Annotated in this window: 14 protein-coding genes; 1 reads left to right on the forward strand and 13 read right to left on the reverse strand. The window is 63.8% G+C overall.

All coding sequences use genetic code 11. The features are described 5' to 3' along the window. Position 1: 1 nt before the first annotated feature. Positions 2-2,161 (reverse strand): TonB-dependent siderophore receptor, encoded by a 2,160-nt coding sequence (locus O3298_RS16360; protein WP_305057216.1) that lies wholly within the window; start codon positions 2,159-2,161, stop codon positions 2-4. A 119-nt stretch (positions 2,162-2,280) separates the two neighbouring features. Further along, positions 2,281-3,141, reverse strand: coding sequence for an AraC family transcriptional regulator (locus O3298_RS16365; protein WP_305060008.1), 861 nt, complete (start codon positions 3,139-3,141; stop codon positions 2,281-2,283). Between the two features lie 183 nt (positions 3,142-3,324). Between O3298_RS16365 and O3298_RS16370 the strand changes: the two genes are divergently transcribed. Further along, positions 3,325-3,648, forward strand: coding sequence for a tetratricopeptide repeat protein (locus O3298_RS16370; protein WP_289915704.1), 324 nt, complete (start codon positions 3,325-3,327; stop codon positions 3,646-3,648). A gap of 7 nt (positions 3,649-3,655) precedes the next feature. Here the strand turns inward: O3298_RS16370 and bla are convergent, their stop codons facing one another. The 11 genes from bla to O3298_RS16425 all read right to left on the reverse strand — a co-directional run bounded on the left by bla (position 3,656) and on the right by O3298_RS16425 (position 14,113). Beyond that, entirely contained in the window at positions 3,656-4,618 is a 963-nt protein-coding gene (gene bla, locus O3298_RS16375) for a subclass B3 metallo-beta-lactamase (protein ID WP_305060010.1), read from the reverse strand. A 60-nt stretch (positions 4,619-4,678) separates the two neighbouring features. Next, on the reverse strand, positions 4,679-6,442 hold the full coding sequence (locus O3298_RS16380) for a M56 family metallopeptidase (protein WP_305060011.1): 1,764 nt from the start codon (positions 6,440-6,442) through the stop codon (positions 4,679-4,681). After that, positions 6,439-6,831 carry a BlaI/MecI/CopY family transcriptional regulator gene (locus O3298_RS16385; protein WP_099664459.1) on the reverse strand — a complete coding sequence of 131 codons (393 nt, stop codon included), beginning with the start codon at positions 6,829-6,831 and terminating at the stop codon, positions 6,439-6,441. Before O3298_RS16385 ends, O3298_RS16380 begins: the two co-directional genes overlap by 4 nt. A gap of 63 nt (positions 6,832-6,894) precedes the next feature. Beyond that, entirely contained in the window at positions 6,895-8,394 is a 1,500-nt protein-coding gene (locus tag O3298_RS16390) for a hypothetical protein (protein WP_289911525.1), read from the reverse strand. 104 nt (positions 8,395-8,498) lie between these two features. Beyond that, a complete protein-coding gene (locus O3298_RS16395) occupies positions 8,499-9,845 on the reverse strand; it encodes a DUF3422 family protein (protein ID WP_305060012.1) in 1,347 nt (448 codons plus the stop codon). A gap of 99 nt (positions 9,846-9,944) precedes the next feature. Beyond that, positions 9,945-11,153 carry a multidrug effflux MFS transporter gene (locus tag O3298_RS16400; RefSeq protein ID WP_305060013.1) on the reverse strand — a complete coding sequence of 403 codons (1,209 nt, stop codon included), beginning with the start codon at positions 11,151-11,153 and terminating at the stop codon, positions 9,945-9,947. Further along, positions 11,150-11,824 (reverse strand): CerR family C-terminal domain-containing protein, encoded by a 675-nt coding sequence (locus O3298_RS16405; protein ID WP_305060014.1) that lies wholly within the window; start codon positions 11,822-11,824, stop codon positions 11,150-11,152. Before O3298_RS16405 ends, O3298_RS16400 begins: the two co-directional genes overlap by 4 nt. A 122-nt stretch (positions 11,825-11,946) precedes the next feature. Next, entirely contained in the window at positions 11,947-12,417 is a 471-nt protein-coding gene (locus O3298_RS16410) for a copper chaperone PCu(A)C (protein ID WP_099380679.1), read from the reverse strand. 20 nt (positions 12,418-12,437) lie between these two features. Further along, on the reverse strand, positions 12,438-13,034 hold the full coding sequence (locus O3298_RS16415; protein ID WP_305060015.1) for an SCO family protein: 597 nt from the start codon (positions 13,032-13,034) through the stop codon (positions 12,438-12,440). 62 nt (positions 13,035-13,096) lie between these two features. After that, complete coding sequence (locus tag O3298_RS16420; protein WP_305060016.1) at positions 13,097-13,495, reverse strand: DUF2946 domain-containing protein; 399 nt, start codon at positions 13,493-13,495, stop codon at positions 13,097-13,099. A gap of 24 nt (positions 13,496-13,519) precedes the next feature. After that, entirely contained in the window at positions 13,520-14,113 is a 594-nt protein-coding gene (locus tag O3298_RS16425; protein WP_305060017.1) for an AraC family transcriptional regulator, read from the reverse strand. Between the last annotated feature and the right edge of the window lie 61 nt (positions 14,114-14,174).

Consider the following 14,174-nt stretch of genomic DNA (forward strand, 5'->3'; position numbering starts at 1 on the left):
ATCACCACGCATGCTTGACGGTCAGCAGCAAGCGGCGCGCATCGCCCGTGCTGCAATTGCTCGATGAACAACTGTCGTAGTAATGCTTGTTGCTCAGATTCGTCACGTTCAGCGCCAGCTGCGTGCCCCGCAGGGACGGCGACAGCCGCAGCAGATCCAGGTCCAGCGCCAGGTCCGTCAGCAGGTAGGAGGGCACGTCGATACGGTTGGCGACGTCGGCCTTGGTGGCGCCCGTGTAGCGCAAGCCCAGGCCTATGCCCAGTCCCGCCAGCGGGCCTTGCACCAGTTTGTACTTGCCCCATACGCTGGCCATGGTCTCCGGCATGCCGACGGGACGCTTGCCCACTTCATTGACGTTATTGCTTTTACTCACTTCCAGGCGGTTCCACGTGACGTTGGCCGCCACGTTGAAATTGCGCGTGAGATTGGCCAGCGCATCCAGTTCCACGCCATGCGATTTGATTTCGCCCGTCTGCAAACGGTTCAGCGAATTGTTCGGGTCCAGGGTCTGCACGTTTTCCTGACGCAAATCAAACACGGATGCCGTGAAAAATCCGTCGAAACCGGGCGGCTGGTATTTCACGCCCACTTCCGCCTGCTTGCCCTTGGTGGGGTCGTAGGATTTGCCATAGAAATCGTTGCCCAGCACGGGATTGAACGAGGTCATCAGGCTGACGTAAGGTGCCAGGCCATTCTCGGCCAGATAGACGGCGCCCGCCTTCCACGTCAGCGCGTCATCCTTTTGCGACGGCGGCGTGACGCCGTCCAGGCGGTCGCGCGTGGACGTGTCCGACCAATCCTTGCGCAGTCCAGCGCTGAGCACCCATTGCCGCGCCAGCTTGATCTGTTGCTGCGCGTACAGGCCGTACTGGTCCGAGCTTTGCACGGTGCTGGCATAGCGCTCCGGCGTGGGCAGCATATGGCCCAGGTAGACAGGCTGATATATATCAATCTCGGCGCCGGCCGGGCCGCCATTGAGCACATAATCCTCTTTCGTGTGACGGTAGTCGAGGCCCACCAGGGTTTCGAATTCGGCGCCGCCGCTGCGCCAGCTGGCCTTGGCATTGTTATCCAGCGACCAGCTCTCGCCATCGATATCGAAGAAATATGGCGTGCGGCGCAAGGTGCGCTGGTCGGCCAGCAGGCGGCCCTGGATGGTTTCCGTGATCAGGTTGACCCGCCCGTAGCGGGCCTTGGAATGCACGCTCCACACGTCGTCGATGCGGTGCTCGAGCAGATAGGCCAGCGAATATTGCACGCGGTGATTGTCCAGGCCCTTTTCGTTGAGCATCTGGTTGTAGGGAAGGCGGCCATGGCGGTTTGGCAACAGGGTGCCCTGGATGGGCGCCACCACGGCGGGCGGACCGAACTTGTCGCGCGTGTAATCGGCCAGCAAGGTCAGGCTGGTGGCCGCGCTGGGGCGCCAGGCAAGGGCGGGGGCGAAATATACCTTGTCGTCCGGCACGCCTGTGAATTGGGAATCGCTATCGCGCAGCAAGCCCGTCATGCGGTAAGCCCAGTCGCCGCCCTCGCCCACGGGGCCGCTCACATCGCCCTGCACCTGCTTGCGGTGGAAGTTGCCCGTCTGCAATTGCAGCTCCCGGTATGGCTGAAACAGCGGCTGTTTGCTGATCTGGTTGACGATGCCGCCCGGCGAATTCTGGCCATACAGCACGGAACTGGGTCCCCGCAACACTTCCACCGCTTCCAAGCCATACGGCTCGACCTTGGGCCAGGCTTGCACTGTGGTGCCGCGCAAGCCGTCGCGCAGCATGCCGTTGCTGCCCACGTCGAAGCCGCGGATCTTGACGTTATCGAAACGATCATAGCGCTGCGACGCAGCCATCGACGGACTGGCCAGCACGCCGGCCGAATAACGCAGCGCCTCGCCGACAGACTGGATGCCCTGGGCATCCATCTGGTCGCGCGTGATGACGGAAACGGAAGCGGGCGTTTCGATCAGCGCCGTATCCGTCTTGCTCGATGTCGTGCTTTGCGTGGCGATTTTCAAGCGCTGCGCTTCGATCGTCACGCCTTGCATGGCTTGCGGCGCCTCCGGCGCTGCGGCGGCATAGGCGGCGCGGCAAGCCAGGACCAGCACGAGAGGAATGGGAACGGCGCGCACAAGGCGCGGCAAACGGTGGGACTGCGAGCGTGACATACGGTGTGTCCTTCCAGGCTTTAAATGAGAATGAATATCATTCATCATAAAATCTGGAAGCACCGGCTGCTTTCGTTATCGGGCCTTCGGCTTACGAAAAACGGAAAAGATGCAGCCGGCTATGCGCGCGCCAGCTGGCTGGGCGGCATGCCGAAACGCTTGCGAAACAAGGTGGAAAAATGCGGAATGGCATAGCCGACAAAGCACGCCACCTGCGTCACCGTATAGCCGCCCGCGCTGAGCATGCGATAGGCTTCCTGCAGACGGTAATCCTGCACATGCTCGAACACGCTGACGCCAAACAGCTGGCGAAAGCCGGCCGTCAGCTTCTTCACGTTCAAGCCGCTCAATCTGGCTATTTCAGGCAAACCCAGCGGTTGCTGGAAATGCTGTTCGGCCAGCTCGCGCGCCTGCTGCAGGCGCTCAATCTCGAAGGCGCTCAAATCCGCGCCGCCAGCGCCGCCCCGCGACCGTCCCAACACCCGGTCGCTGGCCACGGCCGCCATCTCCAGCGCCTTGCCCGCCATATACATGTCGCGCACGGCGCCGTCGAAGGGGCACATCAGGATCTGCGTGGCGATGGCCCGCAGGGCCGGCGTCAACACCTGGCGCATCACCAGCACGCCATCACGGTGCAGCTGCTGGCCGCCCGTGACGGCCAGGCGTTCCAGGTCGAAACCGCTGCGCTGCGCATGGCCCGCGTCGAGTCCCACTTTCACGTAGCGCTGCAAGGTATTCGCTTCAAAGCGGTCGCAGCCTTCGTGGCGGCCCCGCGCCAGCACCAGGTAGACGCCCGCATCGGTAATGGCGAACGGCGCGCGGCCATCCACGCTGCCGCTCAACTTGCCATTCAGCGAGACGATGACTTGCAAACCCTCGAACACGGGCGTATTGACGGTGATGGGAGTGGGTGACAGCACGGAACCGGCCGACAAGGTCAGTTCGGAAGACAGATGCCGCGTCCACACAGTCGATACCACGCCCTACTCCATATGAGAATAATTCTCATTTATGGTAGCACAGCGAAGTCTCGGATGCGTGCCGGCCATGGAAGATCTGCGCCAGAAAATCCACGAACGCTTGCACGGTCGAACGCCGGCTTGTTACAGGCACGCGGAAGCGTTAATATACAAGAATATACTTGCATATTAATGAGGCCGGGCATGCGTGAAAAGCTGGAAAAACTGCTGGCGCAGGGGCGCGACAACGCGCTGCTGCGCTTTGGCTTGGGCGACGCCTGCCTGAAAGAGCATGACGCACAGCAAGCGGCCCTGCACTTGGCGCAAGCCACCGTGCAGCAACCTGGCTATTCCGCCGCCTGGAAACTGCTGGGCAAGGCCTTGCAACAACTGGGCCGGCTGGATGACGCGCAAGCCGCCTGGACCACCGGCATGACGGTGGCCCGGCAGCAAGGCGACTTGCAAGCGGTCAAGGAAATGACGGTGTTCCTGAAACGCCTGCAAAAACAGCAGCAGGCGACACAGTAAAAACGGTTTAGTGCGCGTGCGCCGCGCCCTTGGCCTCCGCAGGCAGCGTTTCACCCCGCTCCTTCGCCAGGCGCTTGGCCAGCAAGCCGCCCGCTTCGGCCGCATAGGCGCGGCAGGCGCTGGCGTCGATCAGGGGATTGTCCGTACCGCTGCGCCTGGCGGCCTTGCCCAGCACGTCCGTCGTGCCCGGATGCACGGGGATGATGATGTCGCATGGCAAGGCTGCTACCTTGGCGATGCTCGCTTCGAACGAGGCTGAGATGTCAGGCGTGCCACCCTTGCCCGCGCCCTTGCCCGTATAGCGGAAATCGCCGCTCGCATACGGGTTCAGGCTGTCCGCATACACGACGTCCAGGCAGCGGTCGCCTTCGCACGAGGTCCACGTCCACGTCGTGCCGCCTGGCGTGTGGCCCGGCGTCATGTGGGCCGTCAAGGTCAACGGTCCGACCTTGACGGTATCGCCCTCGCCCACCAGGCTGACCTTGCGCACCTTGGCGACGTGCACGACGGGATTGGCCTGGTATTGCGGATCGTCCTTGCCATTCGTGCCGCTTTGCAGGCCAAGGGCGCCCGAGGCGCTGGCCATCACGGTGGCGCCGCTGGCCCGTTGCAACGCGGCAATGCCGCCCGCATGGTCCCAATGGGCGTGCGAATTGAGGATATATTTCACGTCCTCGATGCGAAAGCCCAGCGCCTGGATATTCGCGATGATCAGGGGTGCCGATTGCGGCAGCGCGCCGTCGAGCAGGATATGGCCCTGCGGACTCGTCACCAGCACGGCGGACAGGCCAGCCGTGCCCACATACCAGGTATTGCCAAAGACATTGAACGGCTTGACGGGCGCGTTCCATTCCTTGCAACTATCACAATTAACAGGTTTATCCTGCACCGGTGCGGGCGTCTTCGCCTGCACCGTGCCAGCCGCCATGGTCGCAACCGTAGCCAGCATCAACTTCGCCAATAGTGTCATCTTCATCTCCAGAGTGTCAAAAAGAAGGGCGCCCGCACTGGCGCGCCCGGGGGGGGGGTATCAATGCATGCGGCCGGTCCTGTCGGCCAGGGTGTCGCGGATGTGTCCGGCGTCGAGCGAGCGCCGCTGCGCGCCGGCGGCATCCAGCAGCACCACGGTGACGTGCTTGCCGCCGCTGCGCATGCGCATCGTCAGGCAGCTGCCCGCCGCGTTGCTGCTGCCCGTCTTGGACAGCAAGATGTCCCAGCCCTTGCCGCCCACCAAGGGATTCGTGTTGTGCAAGGTGCGCGTCCTGCCATTGACGGCCACGCTCGCCTGCGGGTGGCTGGTGATGCGCGCGATGTCCTGATAGCGCGCGGCCGCCGCGACGATCTTCGCCACTTCGCTGGCCGTCGACGTATTCGCCGGCGAACTGCCGACCGGGTCCGTCAAGGTGGTGCGCGTCAAGCCCAGCTGGCGTATCTTCGCCTGCAAGGCGAGGTGAAACGCCACGCTGCCACCGGGATAGGTGCGCGCCAGCGCGGCGGCGGCGCGGTTTTCGGATGGCAGCAGCGCCAGTTGCAACAGCGCGCCGCGCGACACGGCCACGCCCTCGGCCAGCAGGCTGTGGCGCTGCATGGAAGCGTCGCCATCGGCGCGCACGATGCGCAACTGTTCCTCCGGATCGAGGCCCGCATCCAGCACCACCATGGCCGTCATCAGCTTGGTGATCGAGGCGATGGGCACGACGGTGTCCGCATCCTTCGCCATCAGCACCTTGCCGCTGGCGTCATCGAACACCAGCATGTGTTTCGCGCTGACGGGCAAGGCCAGCATGCCGGAGGCGGCCTCGGCCAGGGTCGCCCCGTTGACGGCGGGCTTGCCCTGCACCTGCAGCAGCAAGGTGGCGCAAGCCAGCAACAAGGCGGGCACGGCCAGTTTCCAGCCGGCCGTGTCCGGGCCGGGCGCCATCAGGCGTTCTATGCGCGTCAGCAAGGCCCCGCCACGTGCCGACATCAGCAAGCCGGAATGATGCGGCGCGGCAGCGTGCAGGGACAGCGCATGCAGCGCCGTGGCCAGCTGCTGCGGGTCTTGCAGCGCTTGCGCCGCCAGGGCGTCGGCCACCTGTTCCCGTTCGGCCCGCATACGTGCCGACAGCCACCAGACGACGGGGTGAAAAAACAGCAGTGCCTCGGCCACGCTTTGCAACAGGTTGACCAGGTAATCCCAGCGCCGCACGTGGGCCAGTTCATGCGCCAGCAGCGCTTCCAGCAAGGCGACGGGCATGCCGCTCAGCAAGGCGGCCGGCAGCAGGATGACGGGGCGCCAGAAGCCCACGGTGACGGGGCTGGCCAGGCCCGCATGCAATTTCAGCGGAATCGGGCCACTGCGGCGCAAGCCCATGCGCTGCGCCAGCGCATCGAGGCGGCCCTGCCAGATGGCCGGCGCAGCCACCGCCTGGCGGCGCAGCTTGCCGACCCAGGCCAGGCCCAGGCACAGGCGCAAGCTCATCAGGCCAACGCCCGCGCTCCAGGCCAGTACCAGGGCCGGCATCCAGGCTTGCAGCGCGGCGCGCCAGGCGGGCGGCGCATCCACCGGCAGCCGGGCCGGCGAGACGCCCGACAGCAGAGACAGCAGGTGCACAAAGGGAATGCACAGGCACAACAGCAACGCCAGCGCGCAGACGGCATAGCGCCAGCGCGCACTGGCGTGGCGCAGCAGCCGGAGCACTACGGCAGATACGGCGCCGACGATCAAGCCTTGCCAGACGAAGTACAGCAAGACCCAGCCCAGCGCGGGGACAAGGTTGCCCACATCGATGCCGAGGTGCATGTCCACGTTCATGGCGCCTTGCCATCCTTGCTGCTCAGGATTTTTTCAATTTCCAGGCGTTCCGCGTCGCTCACGTGCTCGCGCAGCGCCGTCAGCACGAGCGCCTTGCCGGAACCGGAAAACACCTTGCCGATCAAGTCCTTGAGCAAGCTGGTCTGCAGTTTTTCCTGCGCTTCGACGGCGGCATACAGCTGCGGCCGCTGGCTTTCATCGCGGCTCAGCAAGCCCTTGCCATGCATCAATTGCAACTGGCGCAGCACGGTGGCGTAACTGGCGTCGGCACGCTCCGCGGCCAGGGCGTCATACACGGCGCGGGCGTCGGACGGACCGCGCTGCCACAGGATGCGCAGCAGGTCCAGTTCGGCGGCCGTGGGATGGGGAGTGGAGGTATTTTTTAGCATGACGCTATAATACCCAGTCTAGAACGCCCTGTCTAGAACTTTTTTTCTAGATTGCCGGCAAGCCTAGAATTCGCGCAAGCGGTCGAACAAGTCCAGCAAGGCCGCCTCGTCGACGAGCGCAGCCCCCTGCCCGCCCGCTTGCTGCAATTGCTGCCGCAGCTGGGCCAGCAATTCCGCCAGCACCGTGTAGATTTCCTCGCGCTCGACCGTCTCGATGATGCTGGCGCGCCGCTCGATCTTGTTGAATGCCTCCACATAGGCGGCGACCATCGCTTCCAGCGCGGCGGCAGCGGCCGTCGCCGCCATGGCCGCATCGAGGCTGCGCGTCACGGCCAGCATGTTCTTGTAGGCCAGCGCCGCCTTTTTCGCATACGCAGGGGAAATTTGCTCGCGGCCATCCCAGTCGCGGAACGGGTTGAGCAGGTTTTCAGCCAGCCATTCCGGCTTGCGCGCCTTGGTGACCGATAGGTCCAGTCCCTGCGCCGCCGCTTTCTTGTAGCCGGCCTTGATGGCCTTGGCGACATCGGCTGGCAAGCTGGTCAGCCACAAGGCCGACAGCTGCGGCAATTGCGCGGCCGATGGGAACTCCTCCGCCGTGAAGCCGAACAGGTCATAGGCGGTGAACGTCCGCAGCCGGGTCAGCTGCGCAAGGCTGGCCATCTGCGACGCCATTCCGGGTTTGCCCCAGATGCGCAAGGAGGTCAGATGGGGAAAACGCCGCGCCACTTGCGCCAGATCAACTTCTTTCATGCCGATCAGCGACAGGCCGCCCAGCTGGCCGAGGCCGTGAAACGGCGGCAGCGCGTGCTTGCACTGCAGTGTCAGGTGGCGGCCATCGGCGCCATCTTCGATGCGCAGCGCCGGCGATGGCGCGCTGTCCAGCGCGAGAAGGTTCAAGCCTTCGTTCAAGACGAGGCTGGTGACGCCATCGGGCTGCAGGATCAGGCGTTCCAGGCCACTGCCGCTGAAATCGAGCGCATGCACCGTCGATGATTGCCAGTCCAGCTCATTGATGAAGGGATTGCCTTGGATAAACTCCATCAAGGCTTGCGTGCCGTTGCCCGTCTCGATCGACATCAGGCAAGGCAGTTTCTCCAGCTCGGACACGTCGCCCAGCGCCTGCAAGACGCTGTCATTGATTTTCGTCGCGTCTTGCCGCAAGACCTGGCCGCCCAAGGTCACTTCACGCTTGTCCGACGCGGCCTTGAACTGCTGGCGCCGCAGCGGATCGATGCGCTCCCAGTTGCGCTGGCGCAGCACGCTGTCGCCCACGTACCAGGCGCTGCGGTAGCTGTTCACTTCCACATCCACCAGCGGCGCGATATTGCCAACGAGCGTATAGCCAGGCGGCACGTTCGCCGTGGCATAGCAGTGATCGTGGCGATTGTTCCAAAAGAAATAATCGCACAGCAGCGGCCGCATGGCTTGCACGGCCGCCGCATCGGGCAAGGCGTCACCGGTCCAGTCCAGCTCCAGCACGGCAGCTACCGGCCTGGACGAAGATGCATCCTTGATGCGGGTGACCTGGCAAGCCACATACTGCTGCAGCTCGGGCGAAAACACACTGTAAACATCTCCAACATTCGCTAGCACGCAACTTCCTTTTCAAAACACCTGACGGTCGAATGTTGAAAGATAGCAAAAATGACAGCGCGATGTCGTCCTGTTCAGTCCGCGTGCAGCTTGTGGTGCATGCGGCGCAGTCCCAGCCACACGGCGGCCGCCACGAACGGCACCAGGGCGCCGACGAGGATTTCCGGGTTCACGGGCAAGCCCAGCACCTTGGCCGCCTTGCCCGTGTAGCTGAACAGGCCGATCACGTAATACGAAATGGCGGCCACCGACAAGCCTTCCACCGCCTGTTGCAGGCGCAGCTGCTGCGCCGCGCGGGCGTTCATCGATTGCAGGATTTGCCGGTTCTGCAATTCCTGCACGATGCCCACGCGCGTGCGCAGCAAGTCATTCGTGTTGGCAATGCGCTGCGCCATCGCTTCCTGGCGGCTGGCCATCGCTGCGCACGTATTCATGGCGGGCGTCAACCGGCGGTCCATGAATTCCTCGACCGTGGGGATGCCTTCGATGCGCACTTCGCGCAACTCGTCGATGCGGGCCTTGACGAGGCCCATGTAGGCTTTCGAGGCGGAAAAACGGTAGCTATTGTCGAGCGACAACTTTTCAATGCGCGCCGCCAAACGCGTGATGCGGTCGAGCAAGGCTTGTTCGGCCACGCCTTCGTCGGCCTTGACCAGGCCCGGCGCATCGTCCGTGTCCACCATGGCGGCCGCCAGGGTCGCCAGTTCATTCTCGATGGCATTCAAGGATGGTGCCGCCTGCATGGCGTAAGGCAGGCCCAACAAGGCCATCATGCGGTAGGTTTCGATTTCCAGCACGCGCTGCACCAAGCGGCCCGACTGCTGCGAACGCATGCCCGCGTCGCGGATGACGAAACGGCTGAAGCCGTCGGACTGGATGGTGAAATCCGTCCACAATTCTCCGCCCTGCAATACCTTGCTGCCCGCCAAGGTATTGCCTTCGAACACGCGCGACAAGCCCTGCATGAAGATCTCGGCCGGCTCGGTCGCCTGCTCCAGCACCACGTGCGCCGCCACCATCAGCTTGCCCTTCAAGCCCGCCAGCCATTGCTGCGGCAATTGCGCCAGCGGCATGCGCTCGAACGCCTGCTCCAGGGGCAAGGCGGTACCAGGATGCTCGGCGAAGGTGAAGGTGGCAAATTCCGTGTGGCATTCCCATTTCAGGCGGAAGCGGCCGAAGTCGTAGTAAAAATACTTGGCTTCGGTGCTTGGCGGCGTGACGCCGAAATGCGTGCACAGGGCCGCCAGGGTGGCGTGCTGAGCCGCCATATTCGACGCACCCGGCGCCGCGCTGTCATCTTTATACACGGCCAGATGGGTGATCAGCTCGGGGGCGTCGAGCTGCAAGAATGGCCGCGAGTGGATTTCCGCGGCCAGCGGCACGCGCAAGGCGTGGTTCAAACTGGAGTTAATCAAGTGCATGATAGCCAAAGGTAAAGTTGCAAAACTGCTTAGACCCGTGCGGGTCTGATTGTCACAGTGTAACAAAGCAGAAAGCATGCCATCCTTTTCAAACTCCGCTCATGCCGTTTTAGCAACTCCCATCGCGCCCTGCGCCGCGTCCTGGCGCGTGCCCAGCCACCAGAAAAACGCGGCCAGCGCCACGGCCGAAGCCTGTCCCAGCGCCAATTTCAATGCGCTGTCGAACAGCAACGGTGCGACAAAACCGGACACCAGCGCAAACACCAGCATTTGCACGAAGTTTTGCAACGAGGCGGCAAGGCCCCGCATCTGCGGGAAGATGTCGAGCGTCGACATGGTCATGCCCGGCAAGGCCAGCGACATGCCGAACGCGTACAGCATCACGGGCGCGACGGCGAACGGGATGCTGGCCGCGAACCAGTGGTTATATGCAATATTGAGCGCGCCCGTGGCGGCCATGGCCAGCAAGCCCCAGCGCACCAGCACGGTGCTTTTCACCGCATGGGCCAGCTTGCCCGACAGCGCCGAACCGCCCACCAGGCCCGCCACCATGGGGATGAACATCCAGCCGAACGCCGTTTCCGGCAAGCGCAGCAGTTCCAGGATGAAATGCGGCGCGGACGCGATGTACAGGGCAAAGCCGCCAAAGGCGAAGGCCACGGCCAGCGAACGCAGCAGGAATGCCCGGTGGCGCAAGGCCAGCCAGTAATTGCGCGCGATGTTGCCTGGGTGGAAGGATTGGCGTTGCTCGACGGCTAGACTTTCCGGCAAGCCTTTCAGGCAGGCGAGCGCCAGCAGCAGCGTGACGGAAAACGTGAACACGAACGTCGATTGCCAGCCGTAGGCCACGTGCAGCCAGCCGCCGATGATGGGCGCGATGGCGGGCGCGATGCCGAACACCATCATGATATTGGCCAGCATCTTTTGCGCGGCCGCGCCCGACAAGCTGTCGCGCACGATGGCTTGCCCGATGACCCTGCCCGCTCCGGCCGAGGCGCCCTGCATGCCGCGGAAGAACAGCAGCCAGCCAAAGCTGGGCGCGAACGCGGCGCCGATGGAGCCCGCAGCAAAGATCAGCAGCGAGGCGAGAATCACGGGGCGGCGGCCAAACGAGTCGAACAAGGTGCCGTAGAACAAGGTCATGAAGGCATATGTGGCCAGGTAGACGCTCAGGGTCTGCTGCACCAGCACGCTGCTGACCTCGAAATGCGTGCCGATCGCGGGAAACGATGGCAGGAAGGTATCGGTGGCGAACGGGCCCAGCATGGCCAGCCCGGCCAGCACCAGGGTCAGGTTGCGCGCCTTCATGCGTCCGCCTGCACGGCATATTGACGGCGCATGCCCTCCAGGGCCGCCAGTGAAAATTGCGCGACGTGGCGCGCGATGCTGCCCAGGCCAGCCTCGTCATAGGTGATCTCGGGCGCCACCAGCTCATGCACGATGCGCGAACGGGCATAAAACACGGCCTGGCCGATCACGCTGAACACGCATTTCTGCACCACGTCGTCCGGCATGGCCGGCCCCACCACGCCACGGATCAAGCCCGTGAACAAGGCGTGTTGCGGACGCACATTGCGTTCGGCCAGCTTGTGCATGGCGGCCGTCGGTTCGATCAGCTCGCGCGCCACCAGGCGGCTGAACAGGGAAGCCGGACCCGAGCGCAGCATGTCGGAGACGAGCGCTTCGATGGCCAGGCGCAACTGTTCCACGGGCGGCAACTGCGCCCGCGCGCTGGCGGCCGCCACGTCGGCGGCCGAAGCGCGCGCCAGCTCGCGTGCATAGTCAAAAGCGGCCAGGTGCAGCTCTTCCTTGCTATGAAAATAATAATTGACCATGGCCACGTTAACACGGGCCGCCTCGCATATCCGGCGCACGGACGCGAGCCGGTAACCTTCGTCGGCAAACAGCTGGGCCGCCGCCTGCAGGATGCGCGCGCGCGCCGGTTCCGTTTCCTGGTCGCTTCTCTTTTCTTCTGTCATGCCATTCCCACCATTTAAACAGCTGTTTAATATTGGATGGAATTATATCAAACAGCCGTTTAACTTTCAGGCGGACGCAAAAAAGCCCGGCGAACCGGGCTTTTCAAAGGCGTATCGACAGCTTAATGCTTCATCGCCGGCATCGGGGCCGAGGTCGCGCCCAGCGGACGGGCCACGGCATTGACTTCGATGGTTTCGCGGCGCTTGTCCTCGCCTTCGACGACGAGGGTCAGCGGGATCTTGTCGCCCGCCTTCACCTGCCCTTTGAGTTCCAGCAGCATGACGTGGTAGCCGCCCGGTTTCAGTTCGACGGCCTTGCCGGCTGGCAAGGCGATTTCCTTGACCTGGCGCATGCGCATCATATTGTCCGTCATGCTCATTTCATGGATTTCCGCCACGCCGGCCACGGGCGAGCGCACTTCCAGCAGGCGCATGGCTTTCGGCGCCGTGATCTGCATGAAGGCGCCCGTGGCTTTTTGCTGCGGCACGGTGGCGCGCACCCACGGGTCGGTGATTTGCACGGACGTCTGTGCTACGGCGGAGAAAGACAGCACGGTCAGGGCCGTGGCCAGCAGGGTTTTCAGATGGGTCATGATGATTCCTTTCGTGAGAGTTACAAGGTGTATTTCGATTTCATCAGGGTCTTGATGTCCTGCACGCACTCGTCGCCCGTCAACTGGTGTTTCAAGCCCAGGCGCATGCGCCCCTCGTTATCGAGCACATAGCTGATGGCCGTGTGGTCCATCGTGTACGAGCTGCCGCTGGGCACGCGGCGGTAGAAGACCTTGTAGTTGAAGGCCGTCTGCGCCGTCGCCTGCGGGTCCGTGCGCAGGCCGAGGAAGCTGGGGTCGAAGGCGCGCATGTATTCGCCCAGCAACTCGGGCGTATCGCGCTCGGGATCGATGCTGATGAAGATCACTTGCAGCTTGTTGGCGTCCGGCCCCAGTTTCTGGCGGATTTCCAGCGCGCGCGACAGGGCTGTCGGGCACACGTCCGGGCATTGCGTGAAGCCAAAGAAGACCATCACATACTTGCCCTTGAAGTCGGCCAGGGTGTAGACCTTGCCGTCGGGGCCGCTCAATTTGAAGTCGGGCTTGTAATCGCCTCCCGTCAAGTCGAGACCGTTGTAATGGGGTTTGGGCGCTTGTTCGCAAGCGGCAAGCGTGAGCAATCCCGCCGTGCCGGCGAGAAGGAAAAGACGACGTTTCATGGCATTCTGGCCCGATGGGCGTAGTGGATACAGTTAAGACGTGGAAAGCGTGACGGCAGCGTTCAGGCAGCCGCAGGGGGGCCGCGCGGGCTGGCGGCCAGCCACGCGAACGGAGCCCGCGGCGCCTGGTAAAACAGGGGCGGATACAGGTCGTGGCCCGTGATGACGGGCAGCGTCGATGACGACGATGGCGGCAAGCCCACGCTGCCCGCATGGCTCATGCAGAACGGGCAATGTTCGATGTGGTGCAGCACGGAATCGGTGGTGGACTTGGCTGCCGGCGCCAGGTCCGCTTGCGTGTAGACGGCGCCGCTGGCCGAGCAGATCTCGACGGCGGCATTGTTCGCGTTGGCGTGCAGCGAGGCAAACGCATACGACAGGGATGGCGACAGCGCATTGAGCAGTATCGCCAGGCAGGCGAACCACATATGCCACTGTTTGCGCTTCAATAATGATCCCATGGCCCCGATTATAACGGAGTCTGGCTATCCGGGCGCCTGGCCGCGCAGGAACAGGCTGGGACGCACGCCCGCCACGTCCACGCAGGCGTCGCAAAACGCGGGGATCGAGGCAAAGCCGGAACCGGCCGCCACTTGCGCCAGGTCGCGCCCGCCGTGCCCGTCGTCGGCCTCCGCCTGCGCCGCCGTATGCAGCGCGTGCGCCAGGCGCTGTTCGCGCACCAGACTGAGCAGTGCCTCGCCCTCGGCAAACAGGCGCGCCCTGGCCTTGTGCGGCGTCACTTGCCACAGGGCCGCCAGGCGCGCCGCCGTCCACTTGCCTTGCGGCGTATCGAAGATGTGCTGCGCCAGCGCCTGGCTCCAGCGCTTGCCGCCGCCGTGGCCGCCCTGCGCCTCGTCGCCCTCCAGCGCCAGGGTGAACACGGCCGGCTTGCCCCGCCCCGGCATCACGTCGCAGGCAAAGCGCAGGAAGGCGGGCACGACGAAGCTGTCGCCGCTGGCCAGCTTCTTGGTGGCGATTTCATTATGCAAGGTGACAAAGCCCTGGCGCACGGTGACGCGCAGCCGCAGCGGAAAGCGCAAGCCCAGCAGGTGCAAGGGATGATCGGAAACGAGGGCCATGCGTCAGGTCAATGTAATGAACGAGCCGCCAGCATGCCACACATCGCACACGCCGTCTGTC

Origin of the sequence: Janthinobacterium sp. SUN137, from assembly GCF_030587265.1 — a bacterium.
GTDB classification, from domain to species: Bacteria; Pseudomonadota; Gammaproteobacteria; order Burkholderiales; family Burkholderiaceae_D; genus Janthinobacterium; species Janthinobacterium kumbetense.

Excerpts from the sequence above, each read along its gene's own strand:
- O3298_RS16360 (WP_305057216.1), bottom strand. The coding sequence starts at position 2,161 with ATGTCACGCTCGCAGTCCCACCGTTTGCCGCGCCTTGTGCGCGCCGTT.
- O3298_RS16370 (WP_289915704.1), top strand. The coding sequence starts at position 3,325 with ATGCGTGAAAAGCTGGAAAAACTGCTGGCGCAGGGGCGCGACAACGCG.
- bla (WP_305060010.1), bottom strand. The coding sequence starts at position 4,618 with ATGACACTATTGGCGAAGTTGATGCTGGCTACGGTTGCGACCATGGCG.
- O3298_RS16380 (WP_305060011.1), bottom strand. The coding sequence starts at position 6,442 with ATGAACGTGGACATGCACCTCGGCATCGATGTGGGCAACCTTGTCCCC.
- O3298_RS16385 (WP_099664459.1), bottom strand. The coding sequence starts at position 6,831 with ATGCTAAAAAATACCTCCACTCCCCATCCCACGGCCGCCGAACTGGAC.
- O3298_RS16395 (WP_305060012.1), bottom strand. The coding sequence starts at position 9,845 with ATGCACTTGATTAACTCCAGTTTGAACCACGCCTTGCGCGTGCCGCTG.
- O3298_RS16400 (WP_305060013.1), bottom strand. The coding sequence starts at position 11,153 with ATGAAGGCGCGCAACCTGACCCTGGTGCTGGCCGGGCTGGCCATGCTG.
- O3298_RS16405 (WP_305060014.1), bottom strand. The coding sequence starts at position 11,824 with ATGACAGAAGAAAAGAGAAGCGACCAGGAAACGGAACCGGCGCGCGCG.
- O3298_RS16410 (WP_099380679.1), bottom strand. The coding sequence starts at position 12,417 with ATGACCCATCTGAAAACCCTGCTGGCCACGGCCCTGACCGTGCTGTCT.
- O3298_RS16415 (WP_305060015.1), bottom strand. The coding sequence starts at position 13,034 with ATGAAACGTCGTCTTTTCCTTCTCGCCGGCACGGCGGGATTGCTCACG.
- O3298_RS16420 (WP_305060016.1), bottom strand. The coding sequence starts at position 13,495 with ATGGGATCATTATTGAAGCGCAAACAGTGGCATATGTGGTTCGCCTGC.
- O3298_RS16425 (WP_305060017.1), bottom strand. The coding sequence starts at position 14,113 with ATGGCCCTCGTTTCCGATCATCCCTTGCACCTGCTGGGCTTGCGCTTT.